This is a genomic window from Bradyrhizobium sp. SZCCHNR1015 (genome assembly GCF_032489875.1).
GTDB lineage: Bacteria > Pseudomonadota > Alphaproteobacteria > Rhizobiales > Xanthobacteraceae > Bradyrhizobium.
Genome location: NZ_JAUEYW010000012.1, coordinates 101,194 through 117,496, shown reverse-complemented (window position 1 = coordinate 117,496; position 16,303 = coordinate 101,194). Strand labels below are relative to the sequence as shown.

General features: G+C 66.6%; 19 protein-coding genes. 11 read left to right on the top strand and 8 right to left on the bottom strand.

Annotated features, from left to right (window positions below):
- The first annotated feature begins 891 nt into the window (after positions 1–891).
- Positions 892–1,326 carry a DUF2267 domain-containing protein gene (locus QX128_RS21020; RefSeq protein WP_315804432.1) on the top strand — a complete coding sequence of 145 codons (435 nt, stop codon included), beginning with the start codon at positions 892–894 and terminating at the stop codon, positions 1,324–1,326.
- A gap of 3 nt (positions 1,327–1,329) precedes the next feature.
- Here the strand turns inward: QX128_RS21020 and QX128_RS21015 are convergent, their stop codons facing one another.
- From QX128_RS21015 to QX128_RS20990, 6 genes are all read right to left on the bottom strand, one after another.
- Positions 1,330–3,243 carry a nitric oxide reductase activation protein NorD gene (locus QX128_RS21015; protein WP_316238406.1) on the bottom strand — a complete coding sequence of 638 codons (1,914 nt, stop codon included), beginning with the start codon at positions 3,241–3,243 and terminating at the stop codon, positions 1,330–1,332.
- 3 nt (positions 3,244–3,246) lie between these two features.
- Positions 3,247–4,056, bottom strand: a complete 810-nt coding sequence (locus tag QX128_RS21010) for a CbbQ/NirQ/NorQ/GpvN family protein (RefSeq protein ID WP_315804430.1) — start codon at positions 4,054–4,056, stop codon at positions 3,247–3,249.
- A 60-nt stretch (positions 4,057–4,116) separates the two neighbouring features.
- Positions 4,117–5,463 (bottom strand): cbb3-type cytochrome c oxidase subunit I, encoded by a 1,347-nt coding sequence (locus tag QX128_RS21005; protein ID WP_316238405.1) that lies wholly within the window; start codon positions 5,461–5,463, stop codon positions 4,117–4,119.
- A gap of 37 nt (positions 5,464–5,500) precedes the next feature.
- A complete protein-coding gene (locus QX128_RS21000; protein ID WP_315804428.1) occupies positions 5,501–5,953 on the bottom strand; it encodes a cytochrome c in 453 nt (150 codons plus the stop codon).
- 100 nt (positions 5,954–6,053) lie between these two features.
- Complete coding sequence (locus QX128_RS20995) at positions 6,054–6,317, bottom strand: cytochrome C oxidase subunit IV family protein (RefSeq protein ID WP_316238404.1); 264 nt, start codon at positions 6,315–6,317, stop codon at positions 6,054–6,056.
- 3 nt (positions 6,318–6,320) lie between these two features.
- Positions 6,321–6,899, bottom strand: a complete 579-nt coding sequence (locus QX128_RS20990) for a cytochrome c oxidase subunit 3 family protein (protein ID WP_315804426.1) — start codon at positions 6,897–6,899, stop codon at positions 6,321–6,323.
- A gap of 116 nt (positions 6,900–7,015) precedes the next feature.
- On the opposite strand from QX128_RS20990, the gene QX128_RS20985 reads away from it, so the two are divergent.
- Both QX128_RS20985 and QX128_RS20980 read left to right on the top strand, forming a co-directional pair.
- Positions 7,016–7,171, top strand: a complete 156-nt coding sequence (locus QX128_RS20985; protein WP_316238403.1) for a hypothetical protein — start codon at positions 7,016–7,018, stop codon at positions 7,169–7,171.
- Between the two features lie 53 nt (positions 7,172–7,224).
- The gene (locus QX128_RS20980; protein ID WP_315804425.1) at positions 7,225–7,413 is read left to right on the top strand and encodes a hypothetical protein; all 189 of its coding nucleotides are present in this window, start codon (positions 7,225–7,227) and stop codon (positions 7,411–7,413) included.
- Between the two features lie 6 nt (positions 7,414–7,419).
- Here QX128_RS20980 and QX128_RS20975 read toward each other — a convergent pair whose 3' ends face one another.
- Complete coding sequence (locus QX128_RS20975; protein ID WP_316238402.1) at positions 7,420–7,665, bottom strand: hypothetical protein; 246 nt, start codon at positions 7,663–7,665, stop codon at positions 7,420–7,422.
- Between the two features lie 298 nt (positions 7,666–7,963).
- Here QX128_RS20975 and QX128_RS20970 point away from each other — a divergent pair, with 298 nt between their 5' ends.
- From QX128_RS20970 to QX128_RS20935, 8 genes are all read left to right on the top strand, one after another.
- Positions 7,964–9,382 (top strand): M20 family metallopeptidase, encoded by a 1,419-nt coding sequence (locus tag QX128_RS20970; RefSeq protein WP_316177914.1) that lies wholly within the window; start codon positions 7,964–7,966, stop codon positions 9,380–9,382.
- A gap of 25 nt (positions 9,383–9,407) precedes the next feature.
- Positions 9,408–10,973, top strand: a complete 1,566-nt coding sequence (locus QX128_RS20965; RefSeq protein WP_316177912.1) for an amidase family protein — start codon at positions 9,408–9,410, stop codon at positions 10,971–10,973.
- 263 nt (positions 10,974–11,236) lie between these two features.
- On the top strand, positions 11,237–12,004 hold the full coding sequence (gene modA / locus QX128_RS20960; protein WP_316238401.1) for a molybdate ABC transporter substrate-binding protein: 768 nt from the start codon (positions 11,237–11,239) through the stop codon (positions 12,002–12,004).
- 26 nt (positions 12,005–12,030) lie between these two features.
- Complete coding sequence (modB, locus tag QX128_RS20955) at positions 12,031–12,720, top strand: molybdate ABC transporter permease subunit (protein WP_316177910.1); 690 nt, start codon at positions 12,031–12,033, stop codon at positions 12,718–12,720.
- Positions 12,717–13,811 (top strand): molybdenum ABC transporter ATP-binding protein, encoded by a 1,095-nt coding sequence (modC, locus tag QX128_RS20950; protein WP_316177908.1) that lies wholly within the window; start codon positions 12,717–12,719, stop codon positions 13,809–13,811. The genes modB and modC overlap by 4 nt, the downstream gene beginning before the upstream one ends.
- Positions 13,812–14,019: 208 nt before the next feature.
- Positions 14,020–14,883, top strand: a complete 864-nt coding sequence (locus QX128_RS20945) for a xanthine dehydrogenase (RefSeq protein ID WP_316217572.1) — start codon at positions 14,020–14,022, stop codon at positions 14,881–14,883.
- 11 nt (positions 14,884–14,894) lie between these two features.
- On the top strand, positions 14,895–15,485 hold the full coding sequence (locus QX128_RS20940; RefSeq protein ID WP_316238400.1) for a DUF2478 domain-containing protein: 591 nt from the start codon (positions 14,895–14,897) through the stop codon (positions 15,483–15,485).
- Complete coding sequence (locus QX128_RS20935) at positions 15,482–15,904, top strand: LysR family transcriptional regulator (protein WP_315804416.1); 423 nt, start codon at positions 15,482–15,484, stop codon at positions 15,902–15,904. The genes QX128_RS20940 and QX128_RS20935 overlap by 4 nt, the downstream gene beginning before the upstream one ends.
- Here QX128_RS20935 and QX128_RS20930 read toward each other — a convergent pair.
- Positions 15,813–16,292, bottom strand: coding sequence for a TOBE domain-containing protein (locus QX128_RS20930; RefSeq protein ID WP_316238399.1), 480 nt, complete (start codon positions 16,290–16,292; stop codon positions 15,813–15,815). The two genes, QX128_RS20935 and QX128_RS20930, sit on opposite strands and share 92 nt — an antisense overlap.
- Between the last annotated feature and the right edge of the window lie 11 nt (positions 16,293–16,303).

Sequence of the window (16,303 nt, the reverse complement as noted above, 5' to 3'; positions counted from 1 at the left end):
GCCACCATCGAACGAACGAATCAGCATGGCCGCCATGCGCGAATTGCCCGTCGTGTTAGTTCGTCGCACGTTTGGCGCTTGCGCCGTCGGGCAAATCACCTGCACATTTCCGCGCATCCCGCCTCATGAAGAGGGGCGTGTCGCGAACGTCACGAGACGTGGAGTGCGGGATGCGATGGACGCGACGTGTCGCAGCGGGTGTCATGCCTGCGGACGAACGGCACGGTGCGGACGGCGAAATCGCATGGTCCTGGCGCCGCGACGCTGGCGTCAAGCTCGCGACGAGGTTTCAGCCTCGCGCGGGTGACGGTGGCAAGACAGCCCGTTCACCGGGGAGAGTGCGTATAAGCCGTAACACCGTCGCGCAGGGAAGGCCGGGATGTCTCGGCCGAACCTGTGGTTCCTGCCCCGTGCATTCTTTCCGCACGGGGGCCATGGGGGCGGCGAGCTCCCGGCCTTCCCTGCGCCCTCTCCCTTGAAGAGGGTTCCGTCAAGCAAGACTCGGGCGCGATCCGCGCCGCGAGATCGCGACGTGCTGATTTGTAGACGTTCTGTTTGTCGATGGCTGTTTGTCGATGGCTGTTTGTCAGAGTGAACTGCTGACCAATGTTGCGTGCCGTGCACGTGGGCACGACGATCTCCGTAAGATGACGGATGGGCTTGCCGACCGCCGGTGCCGCTCCGGCAGCCAGGGATCGTAAACGGCTGGGCAGACCGTTGACCCGCCATTTACCTCACGGTCCGACCACGACATCGTGATTTGATGCAGGTCAACATGCCCGGCCCGGACGCACCACTTACTGACAAGGCGTTCAAGCGAATCAGGCCTTGCCGTTACCTCGTTCGGCGTCCCTCGAACGGTCCTGTGCACTTGTCATCATGGAGAACCACATGAGCGAGACCGGCGTGACCGCCCTGGATCACACCGTCCAGGAAACCAACATCTGGCTGAAGGCCATCGAGCAGCGCCTCGCGCTGGCGAGCCGGCAGCAGGCCTACAATGCACTGCGTGCCGTGCTCCATGTGCTGCGCGACCGCATGCCCCTGGCCGTCGCCGTGAATTTCGGCGTCCAGTTGCCGATGCTCATTCGCGGGATCTACTACGAGGGCTGGCACCACGCGGCAACCCCGACCAAGGACCGCCATCTCGAATATTTCGTCGATGACATCTTCCGCCAACTGCCGCCGCAATTCCCGGTCGATCCGCTCACGGCGGCGCGCGGCATCTTCGAGATTCTCTGGGAGAAGCTCGATCCCGGCGAGTTCGACAAGCTGATGGCCCACCTGCCCGTGTCGCTGCGCAATCTGCGCGAGCCGGCGACGTAAGCGTCAGTGCGCCAACTGCCGGTACAGCGCCGGCAGTGCGGCCGGTAGTCGCCGGATGTTGCCGACGATGGCGTAGCCGCCGCGACCGAACAGGGTTGGAAAATACGACTGCGCCGACGCATCGATGGTCACGCCGAACACCGCGACGCCGCCGCGTCGCGCTTCCTGCACCGCCTTGCGCGTGTCCTCGATCGCGAACCGTCCCTCATAGTGATCGACGTCGTTCGGCTTGCCGTCGGTCAGCACCAGCAGCAGGCGCTTGCGCTCGGATCGCTCGGCGAGCTCGCCGGCGGCGTGACGCACCGCCGTGCCGATACGCGTGTAGTAGCCGGGCCTGAGCGCGCCGATGCGGCGCTCGACCCGCCCGCTCATCGGCTCGCCGAATGCCTTCACGGTCTCCAGGCGGACCCACGAGTTGCGCCGCGAGGTGAAGGTGAGAATGCTGTGGCTGTCGCCGCAGGCCGACAGCCCATGCGCCAGCACCAGCAGCGCCTCCTTCTCGACGTCGAGGACGCGCACGCCATCGATCCATGCATCGGTCGACAGGGACACGTCGACCAGGAGAGTCACCGCGAGATCATGCGCCAGCGGGCGCATCGCGAGGTGCACGCGGTCGATGCCGCCATGGCCGGCATTGAGATCGCTGCGCGCGCGCACCAGCGCGTCGATGTCGAGGTCGTGGCCGTCGGCCTGCGCGCGCATGATCTCGTGGCGCGGTCGCAAGGTCTCGAACCTGCGCCGGACGCTGCGGATCCGCCGGCGCATCGCATCGTCCGGAGCCCACGCCTCGCCCGCTTCGGCGGCGTCGCCGGTCACGACGCGGCAATGATCCGGCAGATAGGCGCCGCTGCGATAATTCCATTCGGGATACAGCCGGCCGCTGTCGAGCCTCGCGGTGTCGACCGCCTCGGGCGGCAGATCGAGGTCGAACTTCAGCTTGCTCGCCGGCCGCCCCTTGCGCCTGGCGATCGCAAGCTCGTCGAGATCGTCGGCGGCCTTGCGGGCGTCGTCATCGTCGGCATCGTCGGACGGACGATCGACATTGACCATCTCCGCCATCGCGAGGATCTTCTCGAAGCGGTTGAGAATGAATGGATCGCGCTTGGCCGTGTCGTCGCGCTCGCGCCGCGCGAATCGCTTGCGGGTGTCGGGTGTCCCCTCCTGCTCTGCCGGCGTCTGCGTCTCGTCGTCCTCGCGCGCCGCGGCAACGGCATCGCGGCCCCAGCAATCGCCCCACAGCGGACACGGCAGCATCGGCCGATAGCCGGGCGGGGCGGCCTGCGGCAACGGGCCGCCGGCGATGACCGCATTCCACAGCGCGCCTTTGGGCGGCGCGCCCGCGCCGAGCAGCGCAATGACGATGTGCTCGACCTGCTGCTCGAGCCGAGGCAGCGGCCGCCGCGGACGCGCCACAGCCAGCGCTTCGGCGAGTTGCGCATGAGGACGCGCCAGTCCAGGGAAGCGCGCCAGCACCAGCGAGGTCGTCTCACAGGCCCGGCGCAGCGCCAGCAGATCATGCCGCAGCGGATCGCGCTCCGCGATCGGCTCGACTGCCATGGTCGCGAACCACGCCGCGAGCCAGTGATAGAGCTGCGCATTGAGCCCGCGACCCGGCAGCAGCGCGATGGTCTCCGGCAGGAACACGGTGGCGCCATCGCGTCCGGCCTGATCGAGGCATTCGTCGCCGAGGCCAATGCGCTGGCGCCAGCCGAGCCGATGGCCCGATTTGCGCGCCTTGGCTCCGGCGACCTGCACGCCGCTCTCGCCGCCCAGCGCGCGGAACATCACGGCGATGCGGCCGCTGATCTCGTTCAGGGCGACGGCCTGATCCGGATGGACCGGATAGCTCGAGGTCGTGCCGACCATGCGATGCCAGGCACGGCCGACGGTCTCCTCCAGTTCGAGGAAGTCGAGCATGGCTCACCCGATCACGGCATGCGCGACCTCGCGCAGCGCGGCCTTGACGTCGGCGTCGTCGGTGAGCGGCTCGATCATCGCAGCGAGCACGGCGTCCGCGATGGATGCTCCGGCGGCGACGAGCGTCGCACAATAGACCAGCAAGCGCGTCGAGACGCCCTCCTCCAGGTCATGGCCCTGCAGCGCGCGCAGCCGATGCGCGAGCGCCACCAGCGGCCGAACGCGCTCCGGCGCCAGCCCGCTCTCGGCGGCAACCACCACGATCTCCTGCTCGGCCGGCAGGAAGCCGAATTCGATGGCGATGAAGCGCTGCCGTGTCGACGGCTTGAGCGCCTTGTGCAGCGACTGGTAGCCGGGATTGTAGGAGACCACGAGCATGAAGCCGTCGGGCGCGATCAGCTCCTCGCCGGTGCGCTCCAAGGGCAGGATCCGGCGGTCGTCGGTGAGGGGATGCAGCACGACGGTGACGTCCTTGCGGGCCTCGACGACCTCGTCCAGATAGCAGATTCCGCCCTCGCGCACCGCGCGGGTCAGCGGGCCGTCGGTCCACACGGTGTCGCCGCCCTTGAGCAGATAGCGCCCGGTGAGGTCGGCGGCGGTGAGGTCGTCGTGACAGGCGACCGTGTGCAGCGGCAGGCCCAGTCGCGCCGCCATGTGCGCGACGAAGCGGGTCTTGCCGCAGCCGGTCGGCCCCTTCAGCAGCACCGGCAGGCGATGTCGGAACGCATGCTCGAACAGCGCGCATTCATGGCCGGTCGGCGTGTACGAGGGGAACGACGGGGCGGTATGGATCGCGTGCAGCGCGGGCTTCATGACAACTCTCCGTATCAGGGGGATGCAGGCGGCGGCATCGAGGCCGCCGCCTGCGGGATTTCACTCCGCCGGCTGCAGCGCGCCGGGCAGCGCAGCCTCCTTGGTGCGGCCGGGCATCAGCACGGCCCAGACGAACATCAGCGCCGCGATCGCCACGAACACGCCGGAGCCGAGCCGCACCCAGTAGAACATCGCGAGCTGGTCCTGCACGTCCATGTAGCTCTGGCCGAGCACGCGCTGCAGATGCACCTGGATGATACCGGCGAAGGTCAGTGCAAAGGTCATCGTCATCATCGCCGTGCACATGATCCAGAAGCTCGCCATCGAGAGCCACTGGTTATACGGCGCACGCTGGCGCAGCTGCGGCACCGCATAGGCCATGACGGCGAGGTTGAGCATCACATAGGCGCCGAAGAAGGCGAGATGGCCGTGTGCCGCCGTGACCTGGGTGCCGTGGGTGTAGTAGTTCACGCTGGACAGCGTGTGCAGGAAGCCCCACACGCCGGCGCCGAGGAACGCCATCACGGAGCAGCCGACCGACCACAGCAGCGCGGCGCGGTTCGGATGCTTGCGGCCGGCCTTGAGCGTCATCTGCACCGTGAAGATCACCATGGTGAAGAACGGCGCGACCTCGAGGGTCGAGAACAGCGAGCCGATCCACTGCCAGTAGCCGGGGGCGCCGATCCAGTAGAAATGATGGCCGGTGCCGAGGATGCCGGAGAACAGCGCAAGGCCAATGATGACGTAGAGCCACTTCTCGACCACCTCGCGATCGATGCCGTTGAGCTTGATCATCAGGAAGGCCAGGATCGAGGCCATGATCAGCTCCCAGACGCCTTCGACCCAGAGATGGACGATGTACCACCAGTACATCTTGTCGACGGCGAGATTGGCCGGATTGTAGAAGGCGAACAGGAAGAAGATCGCCACGCCCCACAGCCCGAACAGCAGGATGTTGGTCACCGTGGTCTTGCGACCCTTGAGCGCCGTCATCGTGACGTTGAACAGGAACATCAGGCAGACGACGACGATGCCGACCTTGATGATGAAGGGCTGCTCGAGAAACTCTCGGCCCTCATGGTAGTGGAAGAGATAACCGACGACGGCAGCCCCCGCGGCGCCGAAGAACATCCAGAACTGGATCTTGGCGAGCAGCGGGCTGTAGAGCTCGGTCTCGGTCTCCTCGGGCAGCAGGAAGTAGGTGGCGCCCATGAAGCCGATCAGCGACCACACGATCAGCGCGTTGGTGTGGATCATGCGGACGATGTTGAAGGGCAGCAGGACCGACAGCGTGTTCGGCAGCACGTAGATCGTGCCGGCGAGCAGGCCGAAGATGACCTGAGCGAGGAAGAGCGTCAGCGCGCCGTAGAAATACAGCATCGCGACCTTCTGGGTCTCATATCTCATCGCGGATCTCTCTCATGACGGGGGGCGGGATGCCGGCTCAGCCGGCCTTGTTCGGCGGCCAGTCCTGGCGCTTGATCGTGTCGGTCCATTGCAGGAAGTCCGCGAGATCGTTGAGCTCCTGGTCGGACAGGTTGAACTGCGGCATCTGCCGGCGGCCGGGCGCGCCGGAGGGTTGCGACTGCATCCAGGACTTCAGCATCTCGCGCGCGGCGGCCGGGTCCTGCCTGCCGCCCCAGCGGTCCCAGACATTGCCGACCTCTGGCGCGAAATAGGCGCCCTCGCCCAGCAGCGTGTGGCAGTTGATGCAGGAGTTTTTCTCCCAGACGTGCTTGCCGCGAGCGACGCCGTCGGACAGCGTCGACGCACTGGTCGAGGTCGTGACCATGTAGTAGTGGCTGTGCGCTGTGAGCCCGAGGAAGATCGCAAAGAAGAAGGCCGAACCGCCGTAGAAGACGTTCCGTGCGGCAGACTTGGTCAGGCGTTCCGCCATGACACGTCCTTTCCGTTTGGTGAAGGTCGATGGTGAAGGCAATCTACCGGCACTGCCGGGAGTCTCTTTGTCGCCGCGCAAGCAGCATGGCGATGGCGCGTCAGACCAGTGCGCGGATCGCCACCGCGAGCCCGGCGAGCGCGACCAGGCCTAGGAGCCACGATGTGAGCAGGCCCCGCCACAGCGCGGGCGCATGGCGCAGGCCGAGAAAATCCAGCACGATCACCCTGCCCTTGGCCAATGCGAGCACGAGCACGAGAGCATCGGCGAGCCAGCGATTCGGCAGCAGCAGCGAGGCCGCGAGCGTGGCGGTGGCGAGGCTCATCAATTGAAGCCAGGCGAGCGTGAGGCGATCGCGGACCATGACTCATCCCACCAGATAGAGGATCGGGAACATCACGATCCAGACCAGGTCGACCATGTGCCAGAACGCCGTCCCGGTCTCGACGCTGTCGGGCGCGGCATGACGACCGACGCCTCCCAGGATGACCATCCCGAGCACGACGTGGAGCAGATGGAAGCCCGTGAGCAGAAAATAGAGCGTGAAGAACGGCGACGTCTCCAGGCCTGCGCCGGCGGCAATCTCCCTGCCATACTCGGTCAGCTTGACGGCAATGAAGGCCGCGCCGAGCAGGATCGCCAGCATGATCCAACGCCGTGCGGTGGGCGGCGATGCGCCTCTCGCCGCGGCCGCCGCGCGCGCCGCAGCCCACCCGCTCGTCACAAGCACGATTGTGTTCAATGCGGCGAGAGGTCCGTCCAGCATGGCCTGCCCGGCCGCGAACACGACTGGATTGACTGCGCGCGCCACGACGAAAGCGCCGAGCAGCAGGCCGAAAGCGACGAGCTCGCTGAGGATCAGGACCCACATCATGGGGTCGCCCGGCAACCCGTCGAGCACGCCCCAGCGCTCCGTTGGTTCCGGTTCGTATGTGAGTGCCGACACCGCCACCTCCGATCAGATGTCGGCAAAGCTAATCGGGACGGCAGACATGCTCTTTGTCGGCGCACAAACAGCACGGCGCCTGGATGCGCTACGGGATCGGCATCAGGAGCATGTCCATGACCGAAGCGCAGCTCGGCCTCATCACCGCCACCCCGATCATCATCGTGTTTGCAGCGGCGCTGCGGCGCATGGGCGTGCTGTCGACCACCGGGACGGTGTCCGCGATCGCGCTCTCCGTTGCGATTGCGGTTGTCCTGTTCACCACGCAGTAACCGGGCCTGGAACCTTTGCCGCTCTCGGGCGTCAGATCGTCCGGAGGTGCCGCATGGACGACAACCGGTTCGCAGAGCTGCTCGGAAGCGCCGCCATCGGCGTCTGGGGCGACATGCCGCGCGACATCCAGGAGGCGCTGTTCGAGACGGCGATGCGCGGTCACGACGATCTGAGGCACGAACTCGCCAAGCTGCTTCACGACCGGCATCCGCGGACACAGCATCCGCCGCGCCCGGCGTGAGCGGTCTCAGTCGCGATGATCATCAGCCCCGAACTGTGATGGTTCGTCGTAGCCCTTGCGGCTGCTGTAGAACAACAGCACCATCAGCCCGATCCCCACGATGAGCGAAAACACCACGCCGAGCGCGAGCGCGATCCAGCCCCCGGCCGGCATCGGATCGCCAGGCAGGGTCATGCCCTGATAGGCGAAGATGACGGCGGCTGCGAGAATCAGCAGCAATGCAACGATGATGGTGATCGGTCCTGCCCGCATGGCGGTCGCACTCCTGACACGAGAACAGGACGGGACCATGATCGTTCCTGCACGGGTGCGGTAGAGGCGCACGGCGGCAGTTCCGAAATTCGAGGACGGCCTCCCCACCCTTCTCGCTGCGCCGCCGAAAGCATCGCGCTGCATCCCATCGCAGCATCATCTGCTCAAAGGATGACGCGCGCTCCTCCGCGCCTTGCCGCGGGCCGCATGGCTGCTCTCGCGGCGGATCGCTAGGCGTCGGGGAACTTAGCTGATAACCATACCGGCTTCCTATCGGCTAAAGAGGACAAGACCGGAGATGGACAACCGCAGCGAGATCTGGCGCGGCGTCGACGCGATCAAGACCCGTTTCATCGAGCTCAGCGACCGGGTGTGGAGCATGCCCGAGGTCTGCTACACTGAGGCCCGCTCATCTGCCGAACACCTCGCCGAGCTCAAGCACCAGGGTTTTCGCATCACTGAAAAGGTCGCGGGCATCCCGACGGCGCTGATGGGCGAATGGGGAGAAGGCGGTCCGGTCATCGCCTTCATGGGCGAATACGACGCCCTGCCCGGCCTCAGCCAGGAAGCGGGAGTTGCCGAGCATCGTCCGATCGAGACCGGCGGCCACGGCCATGGCTGCGGCCACAATCTGCTGGGCTCGGCGGCGCTGCTCGCGGCCACCGCCGTCAAGGACTGGCTCGCCGCCAACAAGGTCCCGGGACGCGTGCGCTACTACGGCTGCCCTGCCGAGGAAGGCGGCGCCGCAAAGGCCTTCATGGTGCGCTCAGGCGCGTTCGAGGATGCCGACATCGCGATCACCTGGCATCCGTCGAGCTTCTGGGAAGTGGTGATGACGCCCTCGCTCGCCAACACGCGCGCGGACTTCATCTTCACCGGACGCACCTCGCATGCGGCCGCCTCGCCGCATCTCGGCCGCAGCGCGCTCGACGCGGTGGAATTGATGAATGTCGGCGTCAACTACATGCGCGAGCACATGCCGAGCGACGCCCGCGTGCATTACGCACTGCTCGACACCGGCGGCATCGCACCCAACGTCGTGCAGGCGCATGCGCGCGTGCGCTACTCGATCCGCGCGCGCGACCTGCCCGGCATGAACGAGCTGGTCGGGCGCGTGCACAAGATCGCGCTAGGTGCCGCGATGATGACCGAGACCAAGGTCGAGATGAAGATCATCTCGGCGGTCTCCAACATCCTGCCCAACACGCCGCTCGAAGAGGCGCTGCACGGGATCATGGAAGAGCTCGGGCCGCCGCATTTCGACACGACCGACAAGGATTTCGCCGGGCAGATCCAGGCGACCCTGACCGACAAGGACATCGAATCCGTCTACTACAGCATCGGCATGGACCCGACCGACAAGCCGCTGGCCGACTTCCTGGTGCCGCTGAACGCCAAGCGCAATCCGCAGATCGGCTCGACCGATGTCGGAGACGTCAGCTGGGTGGTGCCAACGGTGCAGGTGCACGCGCCGACGGTGGCGATCGGCACGCCGTTCCATACCTGGCAGGTCGTCGCGCAAGGCAAGACGCCGGCCGCGCACAAGGCGATGGTGCAGGCCGCGAAGGCGATGGCCGGTCTCGGCATCAAGGCGCTCAATGAGCCGGCGCTGATCGCAGCCGCCAAGGCCGACCTGAAGAAGCGGACGCAGCGCACGCCCTATGTCAGCCCGCTGCCCGCCGAGGTCGAGCCGCCGCTGACGATGTCGGTCGTTTGAGAGATAGATAACTGGGGGAAACACGATGGCGAAGACAGCGACAAAGAAGAAGCCGGCGGCGAAGACCGCCAAGCCGGCTCCGAAGCGCGTGTCCGCGCGCGCCACGGCTGGCAGGAAGCCCGCAAAGACGAAGCCGCAGGCCAGACCACAGGCAAAGGCAGCCGCGCCAAAGCCGCGGCTGCCGAAAGGACCGGTCTGGCAGTGGTCGGCGCTCGACACCGCCGCTGCGATCCGCTCCGGCGCGGTCTCCTCGGTCGAGGTGACCGAGGCTCATCTCGCGCGCATGCATGAGGTCAATCCGAAGCTGAATGCGGTCGTCGTCGATCTGTCCGAAGAAGCCTTGAAAGCTGCGCGCGCCGCGGACAAGGCGCGCAACAAGGACGGCCTGCTGCATGGCGTGCCCGTCACGATCAAGGAGAACGTCGACTACGAGGGACGGCCAAACCCCAACGGCGTTCCGGCGCAGATGGGGATCATCGCGCCGTCGGACGCGCCCGTCGTGCGCAACCTCAAGAAGGCGGGCGCGATCGTGCTCGGCCTCACCAACACGCCGGAATTCTCATTCCGCGGCTTCACGGACAACCCGCTGCACGGGCTGACCTTGAACCCGTGGGATCCCGAGATCACCTGTGGCGGCTCGTCGGGCGGCGCCGGGGCTGCGGTCGCCGCCGGCATCGGCACCATCGCGCATGGCAACGACATCGGCGGCTCGCTGCGCTGGCCGGCGCATTGCAACGGCGTTGTCACGATCAAGCCGACGCAGGGGCGCATCCCGGCCTACAATGAAAGCGCCGCGGCCGAGCGGCCGATGCTGGCGCATCTGATGTCGTCGCAGGGGCCGCTGGCGCGCAGCGTCGCCGACGTCAGGCTGGCGCTGGAGGTGATGAGCCGGCGCGATCCGCGCGATCCCTGGTGGGTGCCGGCCCCGCTCGAGGGCGAGACGCCCAAGCGGCCGATCAAGGTCGCGCTCGCCAAGATTCCTGATGACATGGACGTCGATCCCTCGGTGCAGGCCGCGCTCCGGCAGGCCGCGGATCATCTGGAGCGCTCCGGCTACCGGGTCAGCGAGGTCGAGGTCCCCGACATCTCCGGCGTCTGGCAGACCTGGTGCGACGTCATCACCACCGAGGTGGTCGTGATGCAGGAAGCCAAGATGCTCGCCGTCACCTCCGAAGACTTCCACAAGGCGTGGGGCGGGATGCGGGCCAAGGCCGAGATCCTCGACCTCGCAGGCTGGATGAACGCGACGGCGCAGCGCTCCACCCATATCCGCGCCTGGCAGATGTTCTTCGAGGAGTATCCGGTGGTGCTGGCGCCAACGACGGTCAAGCCGACGCCGGGCCCGCGCGAGGACACGGTAAGCCCGGAGCGCGTGCGTGATATCTTCTTCAACGAGATCCGCTTCATCTCGGCCATCAACGTGCTCGGGCTGCCCGGCGCGGTGGTGCCGGTGGCGGTTCACAATGGCCAGCCGATCGGCGTGCAGCTGATCGCCGGCCGCTATCGCGAGGACCTCGCGCTCGATGCCGCCGCGGCGATCGAGAAGCGCGCGGGCATGCTGGTGCGGCAGCTCTGGGAGCGGATGGCTTAGTCTCGCGCCGGCCCGAAGACCCCTGGTTCTCGGGCCGTCACGTTTCCGACATCGCTTCAGCCTCGATTGTCGAAAGTCGAACACTGACGCCCATCGCGTTTGCCCGAGGGAGCCCCTCGGGTTGACGGGACGTCGCCGACCTGTCTATTTTGATGTATACGAATGAATATAGCACGGCATCGGTACGGGCCGCTGCGCCGGAACGGGACTTGCAATTCACCGAAGCGAACCCGTCTCTGTCGATATGAACGAGGACAATTGTGATGAGATCGATGCGCTTCGTCGCCGCTGCTCTGTGCGCGGCTGCCGCTCTCCTGACTGGGGCAAACGCGTTTGCCGGCAGCGCCAACATCGCCGTGGCCGCCAACTTCACCGAGCCGGCGAAGGAGATCGCCGGCCTGTTCAAGGCCAAGACGGGACACGAATTGGTGCTGAGCTTCGGCGCGTCCGGACAGTTCTACACCCAGATCAAGGAGAACGCGCCGTTCGCGATCCTGCTCTCCGCCGACGACGAACGGCCTAAGAAGCTGGTCGACGAGGGCCTCGGCGTCGCCGAGAGCCGCTTCACCTACGCCATCGGCAAGCTCGTGCTGTGGAGCAAGGACCCGAACGCGGTGAAGGGCGAGGAAACGCTGAAGGCGAACGCGTTCAACAAGCTGTCGATCGCCAATCCCACCGCCGCGCCCTATGGCGCGGCCGCAGTGGAGACGCTGAAGGCGCTCAAGCTCTATGAAGCGATCCAGCCCAAGATCGTGCAGGGCAACACGATCTCGCAGGCGTTCCAGTTCGTCGATACCGGCAATGCCGAGGTGGGCTTCGTCGCGCTGTCGCAGCTGATGCCGAATGCCGGCGGGTCGCGCTGGCTGGTGCCGCAGACCCTCTACACCGAGATCCGCCAGGATGCCGTGCTGCTGAAGGCATCCGCCGGCAACGAGGCGGCGACTGCGTTCCTGACCTTCCTCAAGACTCCGGAAGCCCGTGCGGTCATCGAGAAGTTCGGCTATGCTCTGGACCCGAAGTCCGGCAGCTGAGCGCTCACGTCGATGAACTTCCAGGGATGAACTTGCACGTCTCGGCCGATATCTGGCAACCGGTCAGCCTGACCCTCGAATTGGCAGCGATCACGACCGTCATTCTGATGATCGTGGGAACACCGATCGCATGGTGGCTGGCGCGGTCGCAGGCGTGGTGGAAAGAGGCGGTCGCAGCCCTGGTGGCGATTCCACTGGTGCTGCCGCCGACCGTGCTCGGCTTCTATCTGCTGGTCGCGCTCGGCCCGAGCGGTCCGGGCGGGGCACTGGCTTCCTTGTGGGGCGCACGCACCCTCGCCTTCACTTTCCCGGGCCTCGTGATCGGCTCGGTGCTGTTCTCGATGCCGTTCGTGGTGCAGCCGATCCGCAACGCCTTCGAGGCCATGGGCGAGAAGCCCCTGGAAGCAGCCGCCACGCTGCGGGCCTCGCCCTGGCGCGCGTTCTGGACGATCGCCGTGCCGCTGGCGAGCCCCGGCTTCCTCACCGGCGCGATCCTCGGCTTTGCCCACACTGTCGGCGAGTTCGGCGTCGTGCTGATGATCGGCGGCAACATTCCCGGCAGGACGAAGGTGCTGTCGGTCGCGATCTACGACTACGTCGAGACCTCGCAATGGACCGAAGCCTCCGTGCTGGCGCTCGGCATGGTCGTGTTCTCGTTCGGCGTCATTCTGACGATGATGCTGATCGAGAAGAAGATGACGCGACGGGCGTCATGAGCACCGTCAAGGTCGATTTCCGCGGTACGCTCGGGCGCTTTGAGCTGAACGCGCGGTTCGAGGTTCCGGCGCGCGGCGTCACCGCGATCTTCGGCCCGTCCGGCTGTGGCAAGACCGCCGTCATGCGCAGCATCGCCGGCCTCAACCGCCTGGACGGACGATGCTCCGTCGCCGGCGACGTCTGGCAGGACGAGAAGACCTTCCGCCCGGTGCACCGGCGCCCGATCGGCTACGTGTTCCAGGAAGCCAATCTGTTTCCGCATCTCTCCGTCCGCCGCAACCTCATGTACGGCCATCCCGGCCCGTCCGGCCCCACCGCCATCGGCTTCGATGAGGTCGTGTCGCTGCTCGGCATCGCCAAGCTGCTGGAGCGCTCGCCGCGCCATCTGTCCGGCGGCGAGCGGCAGCGCGTGGCGATCGGCCGCGCTCTGCTCAGCCAGCCAAAGCTGCTGCTGATGGACGAGCCGCTGTCGGCGCTCGACCAGATGACCAAGGACGAGATCCTGCCCTATCTGGAGCGCCTGCATGCCGCGCTCGACCTGCCGATCCTCTACATCAGCCACGATATCGCGGAGGTCGAGCGGCTCGCCGATCAGCTGGTGCTGATGCGCAATGGCAGCGTCCTGGCTTCGGGCCCGCTGTCCGTGCTCCAAGCCGACCTGACACTGCCGCTCGCGCTCTCCCGCGATGCTGCGGTGAGTCTCGACGCCACCGTTCTGAAGCACGACGCCATCGACGGCATGGTGACGCTTGCGGTGCCCGGCGGGCATTTCGTGCTGCCGGCCGAGCCGCTTGCGTCCGGAACACGCCGCCGCCTGCGCGTGCTGGCCGATGACGTCAGCCTCGCCGTGGAAATGCCGAGCCGCAGCACCATCGTCAACGTGCTGCGCGCGAAGATCCTGGAAATCCGCAGCCAATCGGACCACCGCGTCACCGCCCTGCTCGGCCTCGGCGAGGACGGTGAGGGCGCGCGATTGCTGTCGCGGGTCACCCAACGCTCGTGGAACGAGCTCGGCCTGCAGGCGGGGCTTGCCGTCTACGCCCAGGTCAAGGGCGTCGCGCTGGTTCGGCGCGAAGAGCCCATCGTCTGATCGGCACGCGCCGACCCTCCCCCCACCATCGCAACACATGTTGTATAAGCGACAATATAGCGTCCGATGTTATATCCTAAACAATATAGCTTTGGATCGCAAAGCCGAAGCCTGCCTGCTTTTCCTCAATGCAATGAACAAGTTGGTCGGCGCCTGACGATCTGGCCCGCGGCTTGCTCATTCGATCTCGCAACACGAGGTCATCAGCATGAAAGCCGCAGCCGTCACCTGGCATCCGAACGCGCCCAAGCCGCTCGCGCTGGTGCTGGGCACCAACGAGATCGCCTCCGCGATCGCGGCCAAGCTCAACCAGGCGTGCTTCGCGCTCGTCCTTTGTCACGACGCCTTTCCGCCGGTGATCCGACGCGGCATGGCCTTTCACGACGTCCTGTATGGTGAGACGTGCGACATCGACGGCGTGATCGGCTGCCGGGCCGAGGGCATCGCGGACGTCGTGCGCATTCATCGCGAGCCAGGCCGGGTCGCCGTCACCGGGATGCATCTCACCGACATCATCGCGTTCCGCTATCCCGCAGTCATCGTCGATGCACGGATGCAGAAGCATCTGGCGACGCCGGATCTGCGCGGCGTCGCCGGCATCGCCGTCGGCATTGGGCCGCGCTTTGCGGTCGGGCACAATTGCGACATCGCGGTCGAGACACATCCTTGCGAGACCGGCGCGATCGTGGCGCACGGCACGACGCGCGATGCGGACGGCAAGGCACGCGATCTCGGCGGCGCAGGCCGCGAGCGCTTCGTCTATTCCGATCAGGACGCCGTCTGGCATACGCCGCTCGACATCGGCACCCGCGTCTACAAAGGACTGCAGCTCGGATCGCTCGGCGGCACGCCGGTGCTGGCGCCGCTCGATGGCGCACTGCGCGGCATCGCGCGCGACGGTCTGCGCGTGCCGGCCAACGTCAAGCTGCTGGAGATCGATCCGCGCGGCCGCCACGCCGCATGGACCGGCATGGACGACCGCGGGCGATCGATCGCCGCGAGCGTCGTCTCGGCTGTCCAAGAGATCATGCGAACCGGTCGGAAGGCGGGCCGCGTCTCCGCCAATGCGTGAGGAGGACTGCCATGGGTGTCGCTGAGGTCGGGACATGTCAGATCGTGGCGCTGCAGGGCGCCGCGTCCACCGTCATCCAGGAGCTGCTCGACGAACTCGCCACGCGGCTCGCAGGCGTGGGGCTGCGCGTCTCCGGCGTGATCGAGAGCAGCGTCGACAAGACCAGGCCGTGCAAGGCCATGATGCTGCGCAGCCTCGACGACAACCGCATGTTCTCGATCTCGCAGGATCTCGGCCCGGGATCGCAGGCCTGCAACCTCGATCCCGAAGGATTGGTGCTGGCCTGCGCCGCCGTGCAGCAGTCGATCGCGCGTGGCACGGATGTCGTGATCCTCAGCAAGTTCGGCAAGCAGGAGGCGGCGGGAGGTGGCCTCGCCGACGCCTTCGGCTCGGCGATGTCAGCCGGGCTTCCGATCATCACGGCGGTATCGCCTGCGATGATGGAGGCGTGGACGCGCTTCGCCGGCGTGTTCGCCGAATGCGTCCCGGTCGAAGTCGCGCGCCGTGCCGGCTGGATCGAAGCGTGGTCCGGCCGCATGGTGACAGCGCAGAGCCCGCGTGACATGATCGGCTCACAACGCGAGCGGATCGGAATAGGATGAAGCGCGAAGCTCAGATCGCATTGACCATCACTTTCGGCAACGGCGGAAGTCTGTCGCCCGAGGATCTGCTGCTGATCGACTTCATCCGCCGGGAGCGCTCGATCCTGGGCGCCGCGCGCGCGAGCGGCATCTCCTACCGCAAATGCTGGCTGATGGTCGATGCGCTCAACCGCACCTTCGAGACGCCGGTGTTCGAGACCCATCCCGGCCGCCGCGGCGGCGGCGCCGAGATCACGCCGTTCGGCGAGCGGCTGATCGCGCTGTATCGCTCGATGGAGCGGCGCACCCGCACGGCCACCGCTGCGGCGCTCGTCGAGCTGCAGAAAGCTACCGATCCCCGCTATCAGAAGCGGGCCAGCGGCGCGGCCGAGGCAGCTCCGAAGGCCGAACCGCGCCGGGTCCGATCGCGACGCTCTTGATCATCGCCCAGGCCGACAGATCCGGCTCCAACGCCAGCCGCTCGACCGATTCCAAGGTCACGAGCGCGTGGAGCCTGGTCGCACCGAGATCGAACGTCACGCGCACATAGGGCGGATCGAGCGGCAGGATCTCCTCGATCCGGCCCGGCAGCCGGTTGGTGATCGACACATCCATCGGCCGCGACAGCGCGATCGAGACGTCGCGGGCCTCGATGGTCACGGAGACGCCGGCGTCAAGAGCCGCATCGACCATCGGCACGCGCAGCTCGCCGTCGGCGAAGAACAATGTCGACATGCCGTATTGCGGATCATGGCGCAGCACGCGCGCCGGCACCGTCGTGCTGAGAACGATGGACGAGGCTGAAGACGATGCAGACGAGCCGGTCATCGCGCGGCAGC